This window comes from Streptomyces sp. NPDC001450, assembly GCF_053597295.1.
In genome coordinates this window covers 77729-95458 of the sequence record NZ_JBSFHY010000015.1, presented here as the reverse complement: position 1 = coordinate 95458, position 17730 = coordinate 77729, and the positions used below count along the sequence as shown (strand labels likewise).

The window sequence follows — 17730 nt, the reverse complement described above, 5'->3', positions numbered from 1 at the left end:
GGTTGTCACACCTCCTCGGGCTCGGTGAGCAGGGGATAGACGCCGTTCTCGTCGTGGTCCTCCCGTCCGGTGACGGGCGGATTGAACACGCAGATGCAGCGGAAGTCCTCCTTGACCCGCAGCGTGTGCCGCTCGTGCCCGTCGAGGAGGTACATGGTGCCGGGAGTGATCGTGTACGTCTTCCCGGTCTCGTGGTCGCTGAGTTCGGCCTCGCCCTCGACGCAGACGACCGCCTCGATGTGGTTGGCGTACCACATCGACGTCTCGGTCCCGGCGTACAGGACGGTCTCGTGCAGGGAGAAGCCGACGCGCTCCTTGGCGAGGACGATCCGCTTGCTCTCCCAGGTGCCGGACTTCGCCCGCACGTGCCGGTCGGTGCCTTCGATGTCCTTGAACGATCGGACGATCACGGTGGTGCACAGCCTCCTTGCTAGATGGTTTCCCGCACGGCACGGGCGAGGATGCTCAGCCCCTCGTCCAGTTCGTCGGCGGTGACGGTGAGGGCGGGCAGCAGCTTGACGACCTCGCCCTCCGGGCCGGACGTCTCGATCAGCAGCCCGAGTTCGAAGGCCCGCCGGGCGACCCGCGCGGCCCGGTTCTTCTCGTGGAACTCCAGGCCCCACACGAGACCGCGCCCGCGGTACTCCTTCACGTCGGCGAGGTTCTCCTCGGTGATGGAGATCAGCGCCTGTTCGACCTGCTCGCCGCGGGCTCGGGTCTGCTTCTCCATGGCGGAGCCGTCGGTCCAGTACGTCTCCAGGGCCGCGGTGGCGGTGACGAACGCCGGGTTGTTCCCGCGGAAGGTGCCGTTGTGCTCGCCCGGCTCCCAGACGTCGAGTTCGGGCTTGAACAGGCACAGCGACATGGGCAGGCCGTACCCGCTGATCGACTTGGAGACCGTGACGATGTCGGGCGTGATGCCCGCCTCCTCGAAGGAGAAGAACGCGCCCGTACGGCCGCAGCCCATCTGGATGTCGTCGACGATGAGCAGCATGTCCTGCCGCTCGCACAGCTCGGCGAGCGCCCGCAGCCACTCCGGGCGCGCGACGTTGATGCCGCCCTCGCCCTGCACGGTCTCCACGATCACGGCCGCGGGCTTGTTGAGCCCGGACCCCTGGTCCTCCAGCAGCCGCTCGAACCACAGGAAGTCCGGGACCGTGCCGTCGAAGTAGTTGTCGAACGGCATGGGCGTGCCGTGCACCAGCGGGATGCCGGCGCCGGCCCGCTTGAAGGCGTTGCCGGTGACGGCGAGGGAGCCCAGTGACATGCCGTGGAAGGCGTTCGTGAAGGACACGATCGCCTCCCGCCCCTTCACCTTCCGGGCGAGCTTCAGCGCGGACTCGACGGCATTGGTGCCGGTCGGGCCCGGGAACATGACCTTGTACGGCAGGTCGCGCGGGCGCAGCACCAGGTCCTGGAAGGTCTGCAGGAAGGTCCGCTTGGCGGTGGTCGACATGTCCAGGCCGTGGGTGACACCGTCCCGCGACAGATAGTCGATCAACGCCCGTTTCAGGACGGGGTTGTTGTGGCCGTAGTTGAGTGAGCCGGCCCCGGCGAAGAAGTCGAGGTACGCGTGGCCGTCCTCGTCGAACATCCGGCTGCCCTGCGCACGGTCGAACACGGTGGGCCAGCCGCGGCAGTAGCTGCGCACCTCGGACTCGAGTGTCTCGAAGACGCTGAGGTCGGGCTGGGTGATGGTCACGGTGAATCGCTCCTCAGTGCGCGTTGGTGGGGGTCAACGGGCCGATGCGGTACAGGACTTCGGGGTCGTGCGGGCCGTCCGGGAACAGGTCGGCGGGGAACAGCACCTCGCGGGCCAGGTCCGCGCCGTGGCGGGCGGCGAACGAGGTGAACAGGCGCTCGGAGGCGGTGTTCCCGGGGGTGATGGTGGTCTCGACGCGGGTGATGCCGCGCTCGGCGGTGAGCCGGGCGGTCAGCCCGTCCAGCAGGGCGGCGGCGATGCCCAGACCCCGGTGGGCGGAGTCGACGGCGACCTGCCAGACGAGCAGGGTGCCGGGGCGGTCGGGCCGCACGTACCCGGTGACGAAACCGACGGGCTCGCCGTCCGCGCCACGCGCCACCGCCGAGGTGCCGGCGAAGTCCCGGCACCACAGCAGATAGCTGTACGAGGAGTTCAGGTCGAGGGTTTTCGAGTCCTTGGCGAGCCGCCAGAGCGTGGCTCCGTCGGACACCGCCGGTCGGTCGATGAGCAGGTCTGCTGGTCGGGCAGTCATGCGGCAGGAATTTAGCGAGGCAAATTCAGAAATGCACGGGAGGGTCGACCGGGGCGGGGGTCAGGGTCGGCGGAATGTCTGAGTTGTCCCACGTTAAACCAGGACAAAACACCCTCGATGTGGAGTGTGTCACAGCCCGGAAATCCCTGCGAAACCTTGTTGTTTAGTCTCGCGAAAAGCGGGCAGAAGAAGACGGGAAGCTGTTCTGGAATGAATTCCGGAAATAGGGGTCGGAATTAATGTGGGTCGTGTGAATTGAGGGGGCCGCATGACCGATGACCGGATCGAACTGGCCGACGCCGTCGAGGCCGTGCGCAACGAACTCGTCACCGCCGCCGCCCGCTCGGCCGGGCAGGACGTGACCTTCGAGGTCGGGGACATCGAGCTGGAGTTCGGTGTCGAGCTTCGCAAGGAGGCCAAGGGCGGGGTGAAGGTGAAGGCCTGGGTGGTGGAGGCCGGCGCGGACGGCGGCGGCGGGACGACCCGCACGCACCGGGTCACCGTGCCGCTCAGACCGGTGGACGCGCGCACCGGGCAGCCGTGGAAGGTGCGGAGCGAGAACCGGGGGAGCACGGCTCGGTTCGGCAGGGGCGACGGGGAGCGGTGACGGTGGACCTCGGGGGCTTCGCCCTGGACCGGCTCGTGGTGGTACAGGGCCAAGGACAGGGCAGCGGGGTACTGCTCGATCCCTGCACCGTTCTGACGGCGCGGCATGTGGTGGGGGACCGGGACTCCGCCGAGGTGATCCATCCGTTCTCGGGCGTCCCCGTGTCCTGCAAGGTGAGGCTCACGGATCCCGGCCTCGACGCGGTCCTGCTGGCCGCCGACTCGATGGTGATCGGCGGTGGGCGGGCGGCTCGGCTCGGGCTGATCAGATACGGCAGGGTCGCGACGGGCGCACCCCTGCCGCACTGCCAGATCGTCGGCTTCCCCGAGATCCAGCGGTACGGGGACCACGGTGAGGATCTGGAGTACGACCAGTACGGTGTGAGCGTGCTGCCCATGGCCGGGCGGCTGCGCGACCTGCTCGTCTGCCAGGTCGACCAGCCCGCCGCCGCCGAACGGGGCCGTGGGGACTCGCCGTTGGCGGGACTGTCCGGGGCGCCGGTATTCGCCGGGGGCGTGCTGCTGGGGGTGGTGACCCAGGTGCCGCGCGACCGGCACCACCTCAGGATCGAGGCGGTCCCGGTCGAGACCCTGTTGCGGGACCAGCACTTCGAGGACATCACCGACGTTCACCCGCAGGACGAGCTGTTCGAAGCCCGGTACGCGGCCGATCTGAGCGCCCGGTACCGCAAGACGGAGATCTTCGGCATCGAGGAACTGGGAAGGAGCGAGTCGCGGTGGGACCTCGACACGGCCTACCTCGGCCTGGAGGCCAGTGGGGGTGGATCCGGGCCTCAGCGGATCGACGCGCTGCTGGCGGACCGACCCCGCACCCTGCTGCGGGGTGAGGCCGGCGCCTGCAAGACCACCCTGGTCTGGTGGCTCGCCGCCCACGCCGCGAACGGCACCCTCGGACCGAAGCTCCAGCGGATCAACCGCCTCGTCCCCTTCGTCGTGCCGCGCGCGACGTGCAGGCACGCGGAGGACGCTTCCCCGCGGTGTCCGAGCTGCTGTCGGCCGGCCGCGTCATCACGGACGACGCCCCCGAGGGCTGGTCGCGCCGGGTGCTGGAGGCGGGGCGCGGACTGCTGCTCCTGGACGGACTCGACGAGATCCCCGAGCGGGAACGGGAGGAGGCCCGCCGCTGGCTCACCGCCCTGCTCGACCGCTATCCCCGGACCCGCTGCCTGGCGACCGTCCGGCCGGGCGCCGTGGACCGGGACTGGCTCGCGCACGAGGGCTTCGCCGAGCTGACGCTGCTGCCGATGAACGACGACGACATGGCCGCGTTCATCGCTGCCTGGCACGACGCCGCCCGACTGGAATGCGATCAGCTCCACGACGCCGGGCGGGCCGCCGAGGAACGGGAGCTGCTCAGCACACTCGAAGCGTCGTTGCTCCCCCAGCTCGTCCAGAGCGCCGCGCTCTACCGGCTCGCCCGTACGCCGCTCCTGTGCGCAGTCGTCTGCGCCCTGCACCGGCGCAGACGCGGCCTGCTGCCGACCAGCCGCTGGTCGCTCTACCGTGCCGCTCTCGCCATGCTCCTGGGCGGTCGCGACGCCGAGCGGGGGGTCGGCCGATCCGACGTCCTCCTCGACTCCGACGAGCAGCACGCGCTGCTCCAGCCGCTCGCCCTCTGGCTCCTTCACGCCGGTCAGGAGCAGATGACGCGCGACCAGGCGATCCGGCAACTCTCCCTGGCCATGCGGGACATGCCGCGGATCCACGCCCAGGCCGAGCCCGAGCGCGTGCTGCGCTTCCTGCTCGACAGAAGCGGACTGCTCGCGGAACCCTCGGCCGACGCGATCCAGTTCATCCACCGCACGTTCCAGGACTATCTGGCGGCGAAGGAACTGCACGAAAGCGGCCGGCTGTCCGAAGTGCTGAAGCACGCGCACGAAGCGGCATGGATGGACGTGATCGTGATGGGCGTCGGCCACGCCACGCGCAAGGAAGCCCACCACGTCGTCAAGAGGCTGGTGAGGATCGCTGACGCCCGGGATCCGTGGGTGCGGCGGTGGCATCATCTGCTGGCCGCGATGTGTGCGGTCAGTCTGCTGTCGCTGGACGCGGATCTGATGGAGAAGGTGCGGGCGCGGGTCGCCGCCCTGTTTCCGTTGCGGGACCCCGAAGAGGCCTCGCTGTTCGCCCGGCTCGGGGAATGGATCGTGGACCTGCTGCCGGGGCCCGGGGGGACTGGACGACCAGCAGGCCGAGTACGTCGTGAAGGCTCTGACCGAGGTGCGCAGCGCATCGGCACGCCGGGCACTGAGGAGATTCGCGTCGCACCCCGCGGAGGGCGTGCGCCTGGAGCTCGTCGCCGGCTGGTACCGGCACCCGCCTGAGGAGTACGCCCGAGACGTGCTGTCACAAGTGCGACTCGAAACCGTGACCGTACCGGGCCGGGCGCACCTGGCGTCGCTGGCTTGGTTGCGCTCGGTCAGCGCGATCGTCCTGAACGGGGACTTCGAGCCGGCGGACCTGGATGCCCATTGCCCGACAGCGGGAGTCCGGGGTCTGTGGATCAGACAGAACGAGAAGGTCGAGGACCTGGGACTTCTGCGGAGACTTCCGGATCTGGAGAAAGTGTCCCTGAGCGAGTGCCCGGCGCTGCGGGACATCTCCGCGCTCTCGGACACCGGCGCATCGGCACTGGGAATCGGACGCGGAATGAGACCGGAGATCTGGGACGCGATCTCCGCACTGCCCTATCCCCCCGAAGTGTGGCTGCACGACGGGGCCTTGTACGAGGTACTCCCACACGCACCCACCCCGAACATCCGGCAACTGCACCTCTTCGTCGCGCGGGATCGCCTCGACCTCGACGTGCTGTGCCGAACCTTCCCTGATCTCCAGTACCTTTCCCTGGACCTGGCCGGCCCGATGGCTGCCGAGACCCCACTCGACCTGTCCCCGCTGCGGCAACACCCGGGCCTGCCGGTCCTGATCTCCGAACGCCTCTACGACGGGATGCGCGTCGTCGGAGCAGAGGAACTCGGCGACCGGTTCGTCGTGCTGCGCGAGCAGGCCCGAGCAAGCCCGTCCAGGCTGCCGGAGACCCGCTGAGCCGAGGGTTCACGCAGCAGGCTCGGCCCGCTCGGCCGCCCGCAGCGCGCCTGGCAGGTCCACGTCCAGCCCCCGCTCGGCCAGCGCGGCACCCAGCGCCGTGAGGCGGCTGTGCACCGCGCCCGGCTTGACCCGGACCATCTGCTCGGCCGGCGCCCCGCCTCCCGCCGCCGGCGGCAGCGCGGGTCGGCCGCGAGCGCGCGTGCCACCAGCTCGGACGCCACCACACCCGTCGGCGTCCGCCGCGTCGTCGCCACCGGTCCCGCGTCCCTCACCTCGTACACGTACGGCTCCAGGCCTCCGCCGAGCGCCGTCACACCGGCGCGTACCGCCGGCGCGGCGTCGCGGTGCCGGGCCATCACCGTCTCCAGGCCCGCCGACTCGATCCGCTCCAGGCACGCCTCCAGCGCCAGCATCTCCAGCTGGGCGGGCGCGGCAGCGCCTTGCGGCCGCCGTCGATCCAGCGCTCCTTCAGCCGAGGAGGGAGAGGTAGGAGCGGCGCGCGCGTTCGGGTCGGCCGCCATACGGGCCCACGCCCGCTCGCTCACCGAGATCGCCGACACACCCGCCGGGCCGCCCATCGCCTTCTGTGCGCCGATCACGCACAGGTCCACACCCCACCTGTCCGGCAGCACCGGCTCCGCCCCGACCGAGGCGACCGCGTCCAGGTAGAACAGCGCGCCGTGCTGTGCGACTCCATCGATCTTAAGTCGAAAGGCTCCGTAACCATCGGTTTGATTTGAGAGACTCAAACTTTTCCTTATAATCGGAACCCACAGTTCCCCCGCAGGGAGATCCCCCCATGAAAACGCTCCTCGGACGCCGGACCCGCATCCTGGCCGCCACCACCGCGACGGCCGGGCTCGTGCTCGTGGCCGGCTGCTCCTCCGGCGGCTCGGAGAGCGGCAAGACCACCGTCAAGGGCGTCCACCTCGTCAAGGCCGGTCAGCTGACCACCTGTACCCACCTGCCGTACCCGCCGTTCCAGTCGGAGATCAACGGCAAGGTGCAGGGCTTCGACGTCTCCCTGATCGACCTCGTCGCCAAGGACCTGGGCGTCAAGCAGCAGATCCTCGACACGCCGTTCGAGAACTTCAAGACAGGCGCCTTCCTCAACTCCGGGCAGTGCGACCTGGCCGCCGCCGGTATGACCATCACCGCCGAGCGCAAGAAGAACGTGGACTTCTCCGACCCGTACTTCGAGGCCACCCAGGCCGTCCTCGTCGACAAGAAGGCCGGCGTCAACTCGCTCGCCGACGTCAAGGCCAAGGGCAAGAAGCTCGGTGCCCAGGCGCAGACCACCGGCGAGGACTACGCCAGGAGCAAGGGCTTCGACCCGGTCTCCTTCCACTCCTCCGACGCGGTCCTCAACGGTCTGCGCACCGGCCAGGTCCAGGCCGTCGTCATCGACTACCCGGTCGTCCAGGGCTGGCTGAAGGACAAGGCCAACGCCGACGCCTTCAAGGTCGTCGACAACCTCAACACCGGTGAGCAGTACGGCTTCACGGTGAAGAAGGGCAACACCGCGCTGCTCGCCGCCGTCAACAAGGCCCTCAAGGACGCCAAGGCCGACGGCACCTACAAGAAGCTCTACGAGCAGTGGATCGGTCCGTACGACACCTCCGCCGCCTCGCCGTCCGCCTACTGACCCCATGACCGAGACGGACACGCAGATCCAGCCGAGGAAAACAGGCCTGACGCGCCGCCAGAAGCGCAGGCTGTCGCGCGGGGCGCAGTACGCCGTATTCGTCGCCGCCGTGGTCGCGTTCGCGGCCACGGCGGACTGGGGACGGCTGAAGAACCAGTTCGCGCAGGCCCACATCGCCGAGCAGATGTTCCCGGACGTCATCACGGTGGCGCTGAAGAACACCGTGCTGTACACCCTGTCCGGCTTCGTCGTGGGGCTCGCCCTCGGCATGCTCATCGCCCTGATGCGGCTGTCCTCGGTGGGGCCGTACCGCTGGGTCGCCGGCATCTACATCGAGATCTTCCGCGGCCTGCCCGCGCTGCTGATCTTCATCTTCGTCGGCGTCGGCGTACCGCTGGCCTTCCCGGACATCCAGTACCCCGGCGGCACCTACGGCAAGGTCGCCCTCGCCCTCGGCCTCGTCTCCGCCGCCTACATGGCGGAGACCATCCGCGCGGGTATCCAGGCGGTGCCCAAGGGGCAGATGGAGGCGGCCCGTTCCCTGGGCTTCTCGCCCACCCGGGCCATGATCTCCATCATCATCCCGCAGGCCTTCCGCATCATCCTGCCGCCGCTGACCAACGAGCTGGTCCTGCTCTTCAAGGACTCCTCGCTGGTGTTGTTCCTCGGCGTCACGCTGGAGGAGCGCGAGCTGTCCAAGTTCGGCAACGACCTGGCCAGTACGACCGCCAACTCCACGCCGATCCTGGTCGCGGGCCTGTGCTACCTGCTCATCACGATCCCCCTCGGCTTCGTCGTCCGCCGTATGGAGTCCGATTCCAAGGAGGCGATCCGATGAGCCGCCCGGAGATCCGCGTCCAGGACCTGCACAAGTCCTTCGGCGACAACCACGTCCTGCGCGGCATCGACCTGGAGATCGGCCAGGGCGAGGTCGTCTGCGTCATCGGCCCGTCCGGCTCCGGCAAGTCGACCCTGCTGCGCTGTGTCAACCTGCTGGAAGAGCCCACCAAGGGCCAGGTCTTCGTCGGCGGCACCGAGATCACCGACCCGGACGTCGACATCGACGCCGCACGCCGCCGCATCGGCATGGTCTTCCAGCAGTTCAACCTCTTCCCGCACCTGACAGTCACCGAGAACCTCACGCTCCCGCAGCGCCGGGTCCTCAAGCGGGACAAGGCCACGGCCGCGAAGACCGCCGCCGAGAACCTCGCCCGGGTCGGCCTGTCCGAGAAGGCGGACGCCTACCCGTCCTCCCTCTCCGGCGGCCAGCAGCAGCGCGTGGCCATCGCCCGCGCGCTGGCGATGGGCCCCGAGGTGATGCTCTTCGACGAGCCGACCTCAGCGCTCGACCCGGAGCTGGTCGGCGATGTCCTCGCCGTCATGCGCATGCTCGCCACCGAGGGCATGACCATGATGGTCGTCACCCACGAGATGACCTTCGCCCGCGAGGTCGCCGACCGGGTCGTCTTCATGGACGGCGGCGTGGTCGTCGAGGACGGCAGCCCCGACCAGGTCATCGGCAGCCCCCGCCACGAGCGCACCCGCCACTTCCTCTCCCGCCTGCTCGATCCGGCGATGGCGGAGGTGGAGGAGGCGGCCTCGGACCAGGTGGACAAGACCGAGTCGTAGGTCACTGACCGGACCGGGTCCTGGCTCACTAAGGTGCCCTACATGAGCGATCACGCGGTGCTGCACGTGAAGGGCCGGGTCCTGGTGGGGCCCGAGGACGTCCGCGACGAGCTGTGGGTGGTCGGCGGGCGCGTCAGCCACGACCGCCCCGCCGGGGCCCGGGACATACGGACCGTCGAGGGCTGGGCGCTGCCGGGCCTGGTCGACGCGCACTGCCACGTCGGCCTCGGCGCGGACGGCCCGGTCGACGCGGACACCGCCGAGAAGCAGGCGCTGACCGACCGGGAGACCGGCACCCTGCTGATCCGCGACGCGGGTTCACCCTCCGACACCCGCTGGGTCGACGACCGCGACGACCTCCCGAAGATCATCCGGGCCGGCCGGCACATCGCCCGCACCCGCCGCTACATGAGGAACTACGCCCACGAGATCGAGCCGGACGAGCTCGTCGCGTACGTCGCCCAGGAGGCCCGGCGCGGCGACGGCTGGGTCAAGCTGGTCGGCGACTGGATCGACCGCGACCTCGGCGACCTGTCCGCCTGCTGGCCGCGCGAGGCGGTGGAGGCGGCCATCGCCGAGGCCCACCGCCTCGGCGCCCGTGTCACCGCGCACTGCTTCGCCGAGAGCTCGCTGCGCGACCTGGTCGAGGCGGGCATCGACTGCATCGAGCACGCCACCGGCCTGACGGAGGAACTGATCCCGCTCTTCGCCGAGCGCGGCGTGGCGATCGTCCCGACCCTCGTCAACATCGCCACCTTCCCGCGGCTCGCGGCCGGCGGCGAGACCAAGTATCCGCGTTGGTCGGCCCATATGCGCCGGCTGCACGAGCGCCGCTACGACACCGTGCGCGGCGCCTACGACGCCGGCATCCCGGTGTACGTCGGCACGGACGCGGGCGGCTCACTGGCCCACGGCCTGGTGGCGGGCGAGGTCGCCGAACTCGTCACCGCGGGCATCCCGCCGGTCGCGGCGCTGTCGGCCACCAGCTGGGGCGCCCGGGCCTGGCTGGGCCGCCCCGGCCTGGAGGAGGGCGCACCGGCCGACCTGGTGGTGTACGAGTCCGACCCGCGGGCGGACGTACGGGTGCTGGCGGCGCCGCGTCGGGTGGTGCTCAACGGGGTCGTGGTCGAGTAAGGGAACGCGTGTGCCCGGTGATTCGAAGAGGTGTGCGTGATATCCACGTTTGAGTGAAGTGACCCAGGATAGCTGACCGTTCACCCACAGTGCGTACAAGGTTGACGGGTCCCAAGCATGTTCCGTCTGGGGGTCCCACCACCTTGAACAGCAACAACTTCCGTATGCCCGCACGCCGTCTCGCCACGGTCGCGACGGTCACCGCCCTGGCCGCAGGTCCCGCGGTCCTGGGCGCGGGCGCCGCGCACGCGACCACCGACCATGGTCGCGCCTCCGCCGTCGTGCTCCGCACCGGACTCGACGTGTCCCTGCTCAACAAGACCGTCAACGTCCCGCTCGCGGTCACCCTCAACGAGGTCCAGGCGCCCCGGAGCGCCGACAGAACCGCGCTGTCCGCCCGGCTCGACGGCGTGAACGGCGGCAAGCCGTTCACGGTCCTCGGCGCGGACGTCGCCACGGCCAAGGCCACGGTGGACAAGAAGCTCGCCGAGGGCTCGGTCCGCGTCGCCCACGCCAAGGTGCACGTCCCGGGCCTGCCCCTGCTCTCTCTCGTGGAGGTCGACGCGGTCACCGCGAAGGCGACCTGCGCGGTCGGGAAGCGGCCCGTCGCCTCCGCCGACGTCCTCGGCGCCGTCACGGTCCTCGGCAAGCGCGTCACGCTGACCGCGGGCGGCCCGACCGAGGTGAAGGTGCCCGGCGTCGGAGAGGTCCGCCTCGACCTCTCCGAGCACGAGACCACGTCCCGCACGGCAGCCGCGACGGCCCTCGAACTCAAGGTCTCCGTCAACCCGCTGAAGCTCAACGTGGCCGAGGTGGCAGGAACGATCACCCTGGCCAAGGCCACCTGTGAGTCACCGATGCACCCGCCCACCGGGCACTCGGTCCCGAGTCACGACCCGGCGTCCGACGTGAAGCCCCAGGGCGCCCGCGCCGACCTGGCCGAGACGGGCGGCAACTCGGCGACGCCGTACATCGCGGGCGGCGCGCTGGCGCTGCTGCTGGTGGGCGGGGGAGCGGTGACGGTGGCCCGCCGCCGGAAGGGCTGACGGAACCCCTGGCGGGGTCAGCCCAGTGCTCGCTCCAGCCCCGCCAGGAATCCGTTCACCGTGGCCTTGTCCCGTACGGCCATGCGTATCCAGTCGGCGTCCAGCCCGGGAAACGTGTCCCCACGCCGCACCGCGTAGCCCAGCTCGCGCAGTCGCCCTCGTACCGCGGCGGCGTCCGGCATACGCACCAGCACGAACGGCCCTTCGGCCGGACCGGCCACCCGCACACCCCGGTCGGCGAAGGCGGACAGCCCCGCCACCAGATGGGCCCGGTCCGCCGAGATCCGGTGGGCCGCGTGTGCCGCCTCCGCCAGAGCTCGCGGCGCCACGCACGCCTGAGCCGCGGCCAGTGCCGGCGTCGACACCGGCCACAGCGGTTGGGCCCGCTCCAGTTCGGTGATCGTCTCCGGTGCGGCCAGCACGTAGCCGATGCGCAGCCCGGCCAGCCCCCACGTCTTGGTCAGGCTGCGCAGCACGACCAGGCCGGGCACGTCGGTCCGTCCCGCCAGCGCCTCGCGCTCACCGGGTACCGCGTCCATGAACGCCTCGTCGACCACCAACGTCCGCCCCGGGCGGGCGAGTCCGGCGATCGTGGCGGCCGGGTGCAGGACCGACGTCGGATTGGTCGGGTTCCCGATCACCACCAGGTCGGCGTCCTCGGGGACGACCGCCGGATCCAGCCGGAAGCCGTCGGTCTCGCGCAGCACGACCCGGTCCACGCTGTGCCCCGCGTCCCGCAGCGCCGCCTCCGGCTCCGTGAACTGCGGGTGCACGACGACCGGCCGGCGCACCTTCAGCGCCCGCGCCAGCAGCACGAACGCCTCCGCCGCCCCGGCCGTCAGCAGCACCCGTTCCACCGGCAGCCCGTGCCGCGCCGCCACCGCCGCCCGCGCGGCCCGCCCGTCCGGGTAGGCCGCGAGCGACGACAGCGACCCGGCGATCTGCTCCCGCAGCCACGTCGGAGGCGTGTCCGCACGGACGTTGACCGCGAGGTCGACCAGCGCGGCCCCGTCGTCACGGACCTCGGCGTCCCCGTGATGCCGCAGATCGTGCCCGGTGTCGTCAGTGTGCATGGCTGTGCGTGTGCCCCCCGTGATGGTGGTGCCCGTGCCCGTGGTGGTGGTGGTCGTCGTCCGGGTGGAAGTGCGGCTGCTGGGGCAGCCCCACCTTGTCCTCGAAGCCCGGCAGCGCGATCCGGTACACGCAGGAGTCGCAGTTCATCCGGAGGTCGCCCCTGACGGCCTCCTCGTACCGCTCCATCACCAGATCCAGCAGCTCCGGCTCGGGCCCGATGACGTCCGCCGAGCGCACCTCGACCTCCGGGTGCGCGGCCGCCCAGCCCTCGGTCTGCTGCCGCACCCGGTCCGGCAGGATGCCGGTGAACAGGAAGTAGGGGAGGACGACGATCCGCTTCGCCCCCAGCTTCGCGCAGCGGTCGAGACCGCTCGGCACGTCCGGCGCCGCCAGCGACACGAACGCCGTCTCCACACCGGCGTACCCGCGCCCCTCCCACAGCAGCCGCGCCGCCTTGTACACCTCGGCGTTGGCGTCCGGGTCGGTGGAGCCCCGGCCCACCAGCAGCACGGTCACGTCGGCCCGGTCCTCGGGCGTACGGGCCGTGCCCCCGAGGGCCTCGTCCAGCCGCCGTGCCAGCACGTTCAGCAGCGCCGGGTGCGGGCCGAGCGGGCGGCCGTAGGTGTACGAGATGCCCGGGTGCCGCTCCTTCTCGCGGGCCAGCGCGGCCGGGATGTCACCCTTGGCGTGCCCGGCGGACACCAGCATCAGCGGCACGGCCGCGAACCGCCGTACGCCCCGCTCGACCAGGTCGGTGACGGCCTCGCCCAGCGGCGGCGGGGACAGCTCGATGAAACCGCCCGCGACGGGCAGTTCGGGGTGGCGGCGGCCCAGCTCCCGCACGAAGTCGCGGAACGCCTCGGCTCCGGCCTCGTCCCGGGTGCCGTGGCCGGCGATGAGCAGGGCGGGCGGCGGGGTGGTCACGGTTTCTCCTCGGTGGAAATCGGGTGGTACAGCAGGGCGTTGAGCGCGGCGGCGGCGACCGCCGAGCCGCCCTTCTCGGACACGTTGCTCACGGCGGGCAGCCCGCTCGCCCGCAACGCCTCCTTGGACTCGGCCGCGCCGACGAAGCCGACGGGCAGGCCGATGACGAGCGCGGGGGAGGCGTCCAGGGTCAGCAGCTCCTCCAGGGCGGTCGGCGCACAGCCGATCACCCACAGGGCGCCGGGCCCGACCTCCTCGTACGCGAGCCGGATCGCGTGGGCGGAACGGGTCAGCCCCGGCCCGGCCTTGGCGTCCTTCAGCCGGCACACGGTCGCCCGGCGGGTGATGCCGGCCGCGACCATTTCCACGTCCACGACGACGGGCGCCCCGGCGTGCAGCGCGGCATGTGCCTTCACCAGGTCGCTCTCGTCCGTGACGAGGTCGGTCGCGTACTCCAGGTCGGCGGCGGAGTGGATGACCCGCTCCACCACCGCCCGGGTCAGCGGCCGGAAGTGCGAGGTGTCCAGCCGGGCGCGCAGCCGCCGGAAGGACTCCTGCTCGATGGGATGGACCACACGGGCCACAGGGTTCACTGGGCACTCTCCTCCGTGCTCTCCTGCCCCGCGGTGGAGCCGCTCATCGATGCAGCTTCCTGCCAGCGGTAGCCGCGCGGGGTCACCATGCGCCCCGCGATGTCGCGGGTCGCCGTGTTGCCCACGGTCACGACCGTCATCATGTCGACCGTCGCCGGGTCGAGCGCGGCCAGCGTCGTCAGCCGGCTCGACTCGTCCGGCCGCGAGGCGTTGCGTACGACACCGACGGGCGTCGTCGGCTCCCGGTGCCCGGCGAGGATCGCGAGCGCCTTGGGCAGCTGCCAGTCGCGGCCCCGGGAGCGCGGGTTGTAGAAGGTGACCACGATGTCCGCCTCGGCCGCCGCCCGCACCCGCCGCTCGATGACCTCCCACGGCGTGTGCAGGTCGGACAGGCTGATCGAGACGTGGTCGTGGCCCAGCGGCGCGCCCAGGATCGCCCCGGCGGCCAGCGCGGCCGTCACACCGGGCACGCCGACCACGTCGATGTCGTCGGACGCCTCGGCGAGCGCGGGGGAGGCCATGGCGTACACGCCCGCGTCCCCGCTGCCGATCAGCGCCACCGCATGCCCCTTGCGGGCCTCGGCGACCGCCGTGCGGGCCCTCTCCTCCTCGGCGCCGAGCCCCGACTCCAGCACCCGGGTGCCCGGCCGCAGCAGGTCACGGATCTGGTCGACGTACTGGTCGAGCCCCACCAGCACGGACGCCCGCCGCAGCTCCGCCGCCGCGCGCGGGGTGAGCAGGTCCCGGGCGCCGGGGCCGAGCCCGACCACGGCGAGCCGCCCGCGCCCGGGGCGGCGTACGACGGCACAGGTCGCCATGGCCGGCCGGGCCGCGGACTTCCGCTTGGGCACGAGGAGTTCACCGCCGCGCACCAGAGCGGCCGCCTCGGCGACGGAGGGGGTGCCGACGGCCGCGAGGGGGGCGTCCGACGGGTTGGGCACCCGCACGGCCGCCAGTTCCCCGGCCGGGTACGTCACCAGCGGCACCCCGAGCCGCTCGGCGGCCTCGATGATGCCGGGCTCCTCCGACTTGGCGTCCACAGTGGCGAGTTCGGCCACCGACCTCGGCGAGAGACCCGCCTGCCGCAGCGCGTCCTCGACCAGCCCGAGCACCTCCTCGACCGGCGCGCCCCTGGAGGCGCCGACCCCGACCACCAGGGACGGCGGCCGCAACAGCACCTCCCGCTCACCCGGTTCGACGGCGCGGTCCGTGAGCCGGACGGTGTACGACCCCTGCGCCGAGGTCGGCAGCGGCGGCAGCGGCCACGGCACCTCGGCCTCCAGGGCGACGGGTTCGCCGTCCAGCAGGGCCCGGGACACCGTGGCGACCGAACCCTCGAACGGGAACCCGAGGGTGTCGAGACCCGGCAGCCCCACGGCGTCCGTCGCGGTCGTCACCACCGGCTCCGCACCCAGCAACGCGCCCACCTCACGGGCGAGTTCGTTGGCGCCGCCGCCGTGCCCGCCGACCAGCGACACCGCGAAGCGGCCGCCCTCGTCCACGCACACCACACCCGGGTCCGCCGCCTTGTCGCCGAGCAGCGGCGCGAGCAGCCGCACCGTCGCGCCCGTCGCCAGGAAGCACACCAGCTGCTCGCACTGCGCGAACGCGGCCCGGACGGCCTCCCCGACCAGGCCGTCGTACACCCGCGTACGGTCCGGCCAGGCCGCGGCCAGCCGGTCGCGCGCCGCCGCCCCCGCCGCGGTGGCGGAAATGAGGCCGATCACTGGCCAACTCCTTCACTAGACACCGGGGTTCTGACGCCCCACAGCAGGAAAACGGGATTGGTCGCCGCCAGCCGGGTCACGTCACCCGGCAGCGGCGCCAGCCGCGACGACTGCAACAGCACCCCGTCGCAGGCCAACCCGGCACTCGTCAGCGCCTCGCGCGCCGCCGGCACCCGGTCAAGGGCGGCCATGGCCACAACAACAGTGCGCCGTGCCCGCCGCGCGCACGCGCCGACGACGGCAGGCAGCTCGCGCCCGCCGCCGCCGACGAACACGGCGTCGGGATCGTCGAGTTCGGCCAGCGCGTCCGGCGCCGAGCCGTGCACCACGCGGACGTCGACACCGTGCGCCCGCGCGTTGGCGTGGATCCGCTCGGCCCCGTCCGGGGTCTTCTCGACGGCGACGACGGCCGCGCCGAGCCGCGCGCACTCCACGGCCACCGAACCCGAACCCGCGCCGACGTCCCACACCAGGTCGCCCAGGCGCGGCCCGAGCCGGGCCAGCGCCAGCGCCCGCACCTCGAACTTGGTGATCATCGAGTCGCGGTGCGCGAACTCGCTCTCGTCCAGCGCCCACCGGTCCGGCCGCGCGGGCACCCCGGCGACCGTGCGCAGCCCGCCCAGCGCCCGGGTCTCGTCCAGGCACAGCACCACGCTCACGGCCGAACCCCAGTCCTTCGCCGCGGCCTCGGCGGGCGTCACCCGCTCCACGCGCTCGCGCTCGGGGTCGCCGAGCGCGCTCGCCACGACGAGGACCCGGCCCTCGCCGAGCGCGGCGCCCAACTCGGCGGGCCCGGCCCCGGGCCCCGTCAGCACGGCCACCTTCGGGTGCGCCCGGCACACGTTGACGGCCGTGCGCAGGTCACGCCCGTGCGCGCTCACCACGACCGCGTCGTCCCACGGCAGCCCGATCCGCGCGAACGCCGTCGCCACCGACGACACTCCGGGCCGCACGTCCAGCAGCCCGGCCCCGAACCGCTCGGCCAGCGCCCGCACGATCCCGAAGAACCCGGGATCCCCGGAGGCCAGCACGACCACCGGCAGCTCCTTGCCGGCGTACTCCGCGATCGTCTCCAGGGCGGGCGCCAGCGGCCCGAGCACGATCCGCTCCGCGCCCTCGGGCAGCCGTACGGCGTCCAGATGGCGCCGCCCGCCGACGACCAGAGCGGCACCGGCGAGGACGTCCGCGGGAACCGGTGCCCCCGTCCCCGTACCGACGACCGTGATCAACTGCTCGCCCCCCGCTCACGCAGCGCCCGCCGCGCCTCGGGGTCCGCCTTGCGGAACCCGTGGAAGTGACCCGGGTGGTACAGGTGCGAACGGGTGCCGTGGGCGTCCAGCGCCGGCCCGACCAGGAAGAGCGTGTGCTTCCAGAGCTTGTGCTCCTTGACCGTCTCCTCCAGCGTGCCGATCGTGCACTTCACGACCAGTTCCTCCGGCCAGGTCGCCTGGTAGGCGACGACCACGGCGGTGTCCGTCGGGTAACCGCCCTCCAGCAGCTCCCGCACCAGCTGGCCGCTGCGGGCCGCCGACAGGAAGATCGCCATGGTGGTGCCGTGCCGGGCGAACTCGCGCACCTCCTCGCCGGGCGGCATCGGCGTCTTGCCGCCGCCGAGCCGGGTCAGCACCACGGACTGGGCGACCTCCGGGATGGTCAGCTCGCGCTGCGCGAGGGCGGCGACGGCGGAGAAGGACGAGACGCCCGGCACGACCTCCGTCGCGATCCCGAGCTCGGCACACCGGTCCAGCTGCTCCTGCGTACCGCCCCACAGCGCCGGGTCGCCGGAGTGGATCCGCGCGACCTTCAGGCCCTCGGCCAGGGCCCGCCGGTAGACGGCCACGACGTCCTCCAGGGACATGGTCGCCGAGTCGAGGATCTCCGCGTCCGCGTGTGCGTGCTCGAGCACCTCCGCCTGGACCAGGCTCGCCGCCCAGATCACCACGTCGGCCTCCGCGATCGCGCGCGCGGCACGGAACGTCAGCAGGTCGGCGGCGCCGGGGCCGGCACCGACGAACGTCACCTTGCCGGTGGGGGCATCGGCCATGGGAA

General features: G+C 71.8%; 17 protein-coding genes and 1 pseudogene. 8 read left to right on the top strand and 10 right to left on the bottom strand.

All coding sequences use genetic code 11. The features are described from left to right. Window positions 1-5: 5 nt before the first annotated feature. The 3 genes from ACWC5O_RS18630 to ectA are packed head-to-tail and all read right to left on the bottom strand — an operon-like array spanning window position 6 to window position 2234. Window positions 6-410 carry an ectoine synthase gene (locus ACWC5O_RS18630; RefSeq protein WP_450588412.1) on the bottom strand — a complete coding sequence of 135 codons (405 nt, stop codon included), beginning with the start codon at window positions 408-410 and terminating at the stop codon, window positions 6-8. Window positions 411-430: 20 nt separating this feature from the next. Further along, a complete protein-coding gene (ectB, locus tag ACWC5O_RS18625; protein ID WP_450588411.1) occupies window positions 431-1702 on the bottom strand; it encodes a diaminobutyrate--2-oxoglutarate transaminase in 1272 nt (423 codons plus the stop codon). A 13-nt stretch (window positions 1703-1715) separates the two neighbouring features. Continuing rightward, window positions 1716-2234 (bottom strand): diaminobutyrate acetyltransferase, encoded by a 519-nt coding sequence (gene ectA / locus ACWC5O_RS18620; protein ID WP_450588409.1) that lies wholly within the window; start codon window positions 2232-2234, stop codon window positions 1716-1718. Window positions 2235-2502: 268 nt separating this feature from the next. Here ectA and ACWC5O_RS18615 point away from each other — a divergent pair, with 268 nt between their 5' ends. The 3 genes from ACWC5O_RS18615 (at window position 2503) to ACWC5O_RS18605 (ending at window position 5906) form a co-directional block, all read left to right on the top strand. Next, window positions 2503-2841: a trypco2 family protein gene (locus ACWC5O_RS18615; protein WP_450588408.1), complete on the top strand. Its 339-nt coding sequence runs from the start codon at window positions 2503-2505 to the stop codon at window positions 2839-2841. A gap of 997 nt (window positions 2842-3838) precedes the next feature. Beyond that, entirely contained in the window at window positions 3839-5185 is a 1347-nt protein-coding gene (locus ACWC5O_RS18610) for an NACHT domain-containing protein (RefSeq protein WP_450588406.1), read from the top strand. A 43-nt stretch (window positions 5186-5228) separates the two neighbouring features. Further along, window positions 5229-5906, top strand: a complete 678-nt coding sequence (locus tag ACWC5O_RS18605; RefSeq protein ID WP_450588405.1) for a hypothetical protein — start codon at window positions 5229-5231, stop codon at window positions 5904-5906. Window positions 5907-6271: 365 nt separating this feature from the next. Here the strand turns inward: ACWC5O_RS18605 and ACWC5O_RS18600 are convergent. Next, a pseudogene (locus ACWC5O_RS18600) lies at window positions 6272-6541 on the bottom strand (alanine--glyoxylate aminotransferase family protein); the annotation flags it as partial. A gap of 167 nt (window positions 6542-6708) precedes the next feature. Here ACWC5O_RS18600 and ACWC5O_RS18595 point away from each other — a divergent pair. From ACWC5O_RS18595 to ACWC5O_RS18575, 5 genes are all read left to right on the top strand, one after another. After that, entirely contained in the window at window positions 6709-7554 is an 846-nt protein-coding gene (locus ACWC5O_RS18595; RefSeq protein ID WP_450588403.1) for a transporter substrate-binding domain-containing protein, read from the top strand. Between the two features lie 4 nt (window positions 7555-7558). Continuing rightward, window positions 7559-8392 carry an amino acid ABC transporter permease gene (locus tag ACWC5O_RS18590; protein ID WP_450588401.1) on the top strand — a complete coding sequence of 278 codons (834 nt, stop codon included), beginning with the start codon at window positions 7559-7561 and terminating at the stop codon, window positions 8390-8392. Next, a complete protein-coding gene (locus ACWC5O_RS18585; protein ID WP_450588400.1) occupies window positions 8389-9183 on the top strand; it encodes an amino acid ABC transporter ATP-binding protein in 795 nt (264 codons plus the stop codon). The genes ACWC5O_RS18590 and ACWC5O_RS18585 overlap by 4 nt, the downstream gene beginning before the upstream one ends. A gap of 42 nt (window positions 9184-9225) precedes the next feature. Further along, a complete protein-coding gene (locus ACWC5O_RS18580; protein ID WP_450588398.1) occupies window positions 9226-10317 on the top strand; it encodes an amidohydrolase family protein in 1092 nt (363 codons plus the stop codon). Between the two features lie 143 nt (window positions 10318-10460). Then, window positions 10461-11363, top strand: coding sequence for an SCO1860 family LAETG-anchored protein (locus ACWC5O_RS18575; RefSeq protein WP_450588397.1), 903 nt, complete (start codon window positions 10461-10463; stop codon window positions 11361-11363). Between the two features lie 17 nt (window positions 11364-11380). Here ACWC5O_RS18575 and cobC read toward each other — a convergent pair whose 3' ends face one another. From cobC to cobM, 6 genes are read right to left on the bottom strand one after another with little or no spacing between them, the layout of a single operon-like run. Further along, entirely contained in the window at window positions 11381-12436 is a 1056-nt protein-coding gene (cobC, locus tag ACWC5O_RS18570; RefSeq protein ID WP_450588395.1) for an Rv2231c family pyridoxal phosphate-dependent protein CobC, read from the bottom strand. After that, a complete protein-coding gene (locus tag ACWC5O_RS18565) occupies window positions 12426-13361 on the bottom strand; it encodes a sirohydrochlorin chelatase (RefSeq protein ID WP_450588393.1) in 936 nt (311 codons plus the stop codon). Before ACWC5O_RS18565 ends, cobC begins: the two co-directional genes overlap by 11 nt. Continuing rightward, entirely contained in the window at window positions 13358-13945 is a 588-nt protein-coding gene (locus tag ACWC5O_RS18560; protein WP_450588561.1) for a precorrin-8X methylmutase, read from the bottom strand. The genes ACWC5O_RS18565 and ACWC5O_RS18560 overlap by 4 nt, the downstream gene beginning before the upstream one ends. A 5-nt stretch (window positions 13946-13950) precedes the next feature. After that, window positions 13951-15681: a precorrin-3B C(17)-methyltransferase gene (gene cobJ, locus ACWC5O_RS18555; RefSeq protein ID WP_450588391.1), complete on the bottom strand. Its 1731-nt coding sequence runs from the start codon at window positions 15679-15681 to the stop codon at window positions 13951-13953. After that, window positions 15678-16910: a precorrin-6y C5,15-methyltransferase (decarboxylating) subunit CbiE gene (cbiE, locus tag ACWC5O_RS18550; protein ID WP_450588389.1), complete on the bottom strand. Its 1233-nt coding sequence runs from the start codon at window positions 16908-16910 to the stop codon at window positions 15678-15680. Before cbiE ends, cobJ begins: the two co-directional genes overlap by 4 nt. Beyond that, window positions 16907-17725: a precorrin-4 C(11)-methyltransferase gene (gene cobM, locus ACWC5O_RS18545; protein WP_450588388.1), complete on the bottom strand. Its 819-nt coding sequence runs from the start codon at window positions 17723-17725 to the stop codon at window positions 16907-16909. The genes cbiE and cobM overlap by 4 nt, the downstream gene beginning before the upstream one ends. Window positions 17726-17730: the final 5 nt, after the last annotated feature.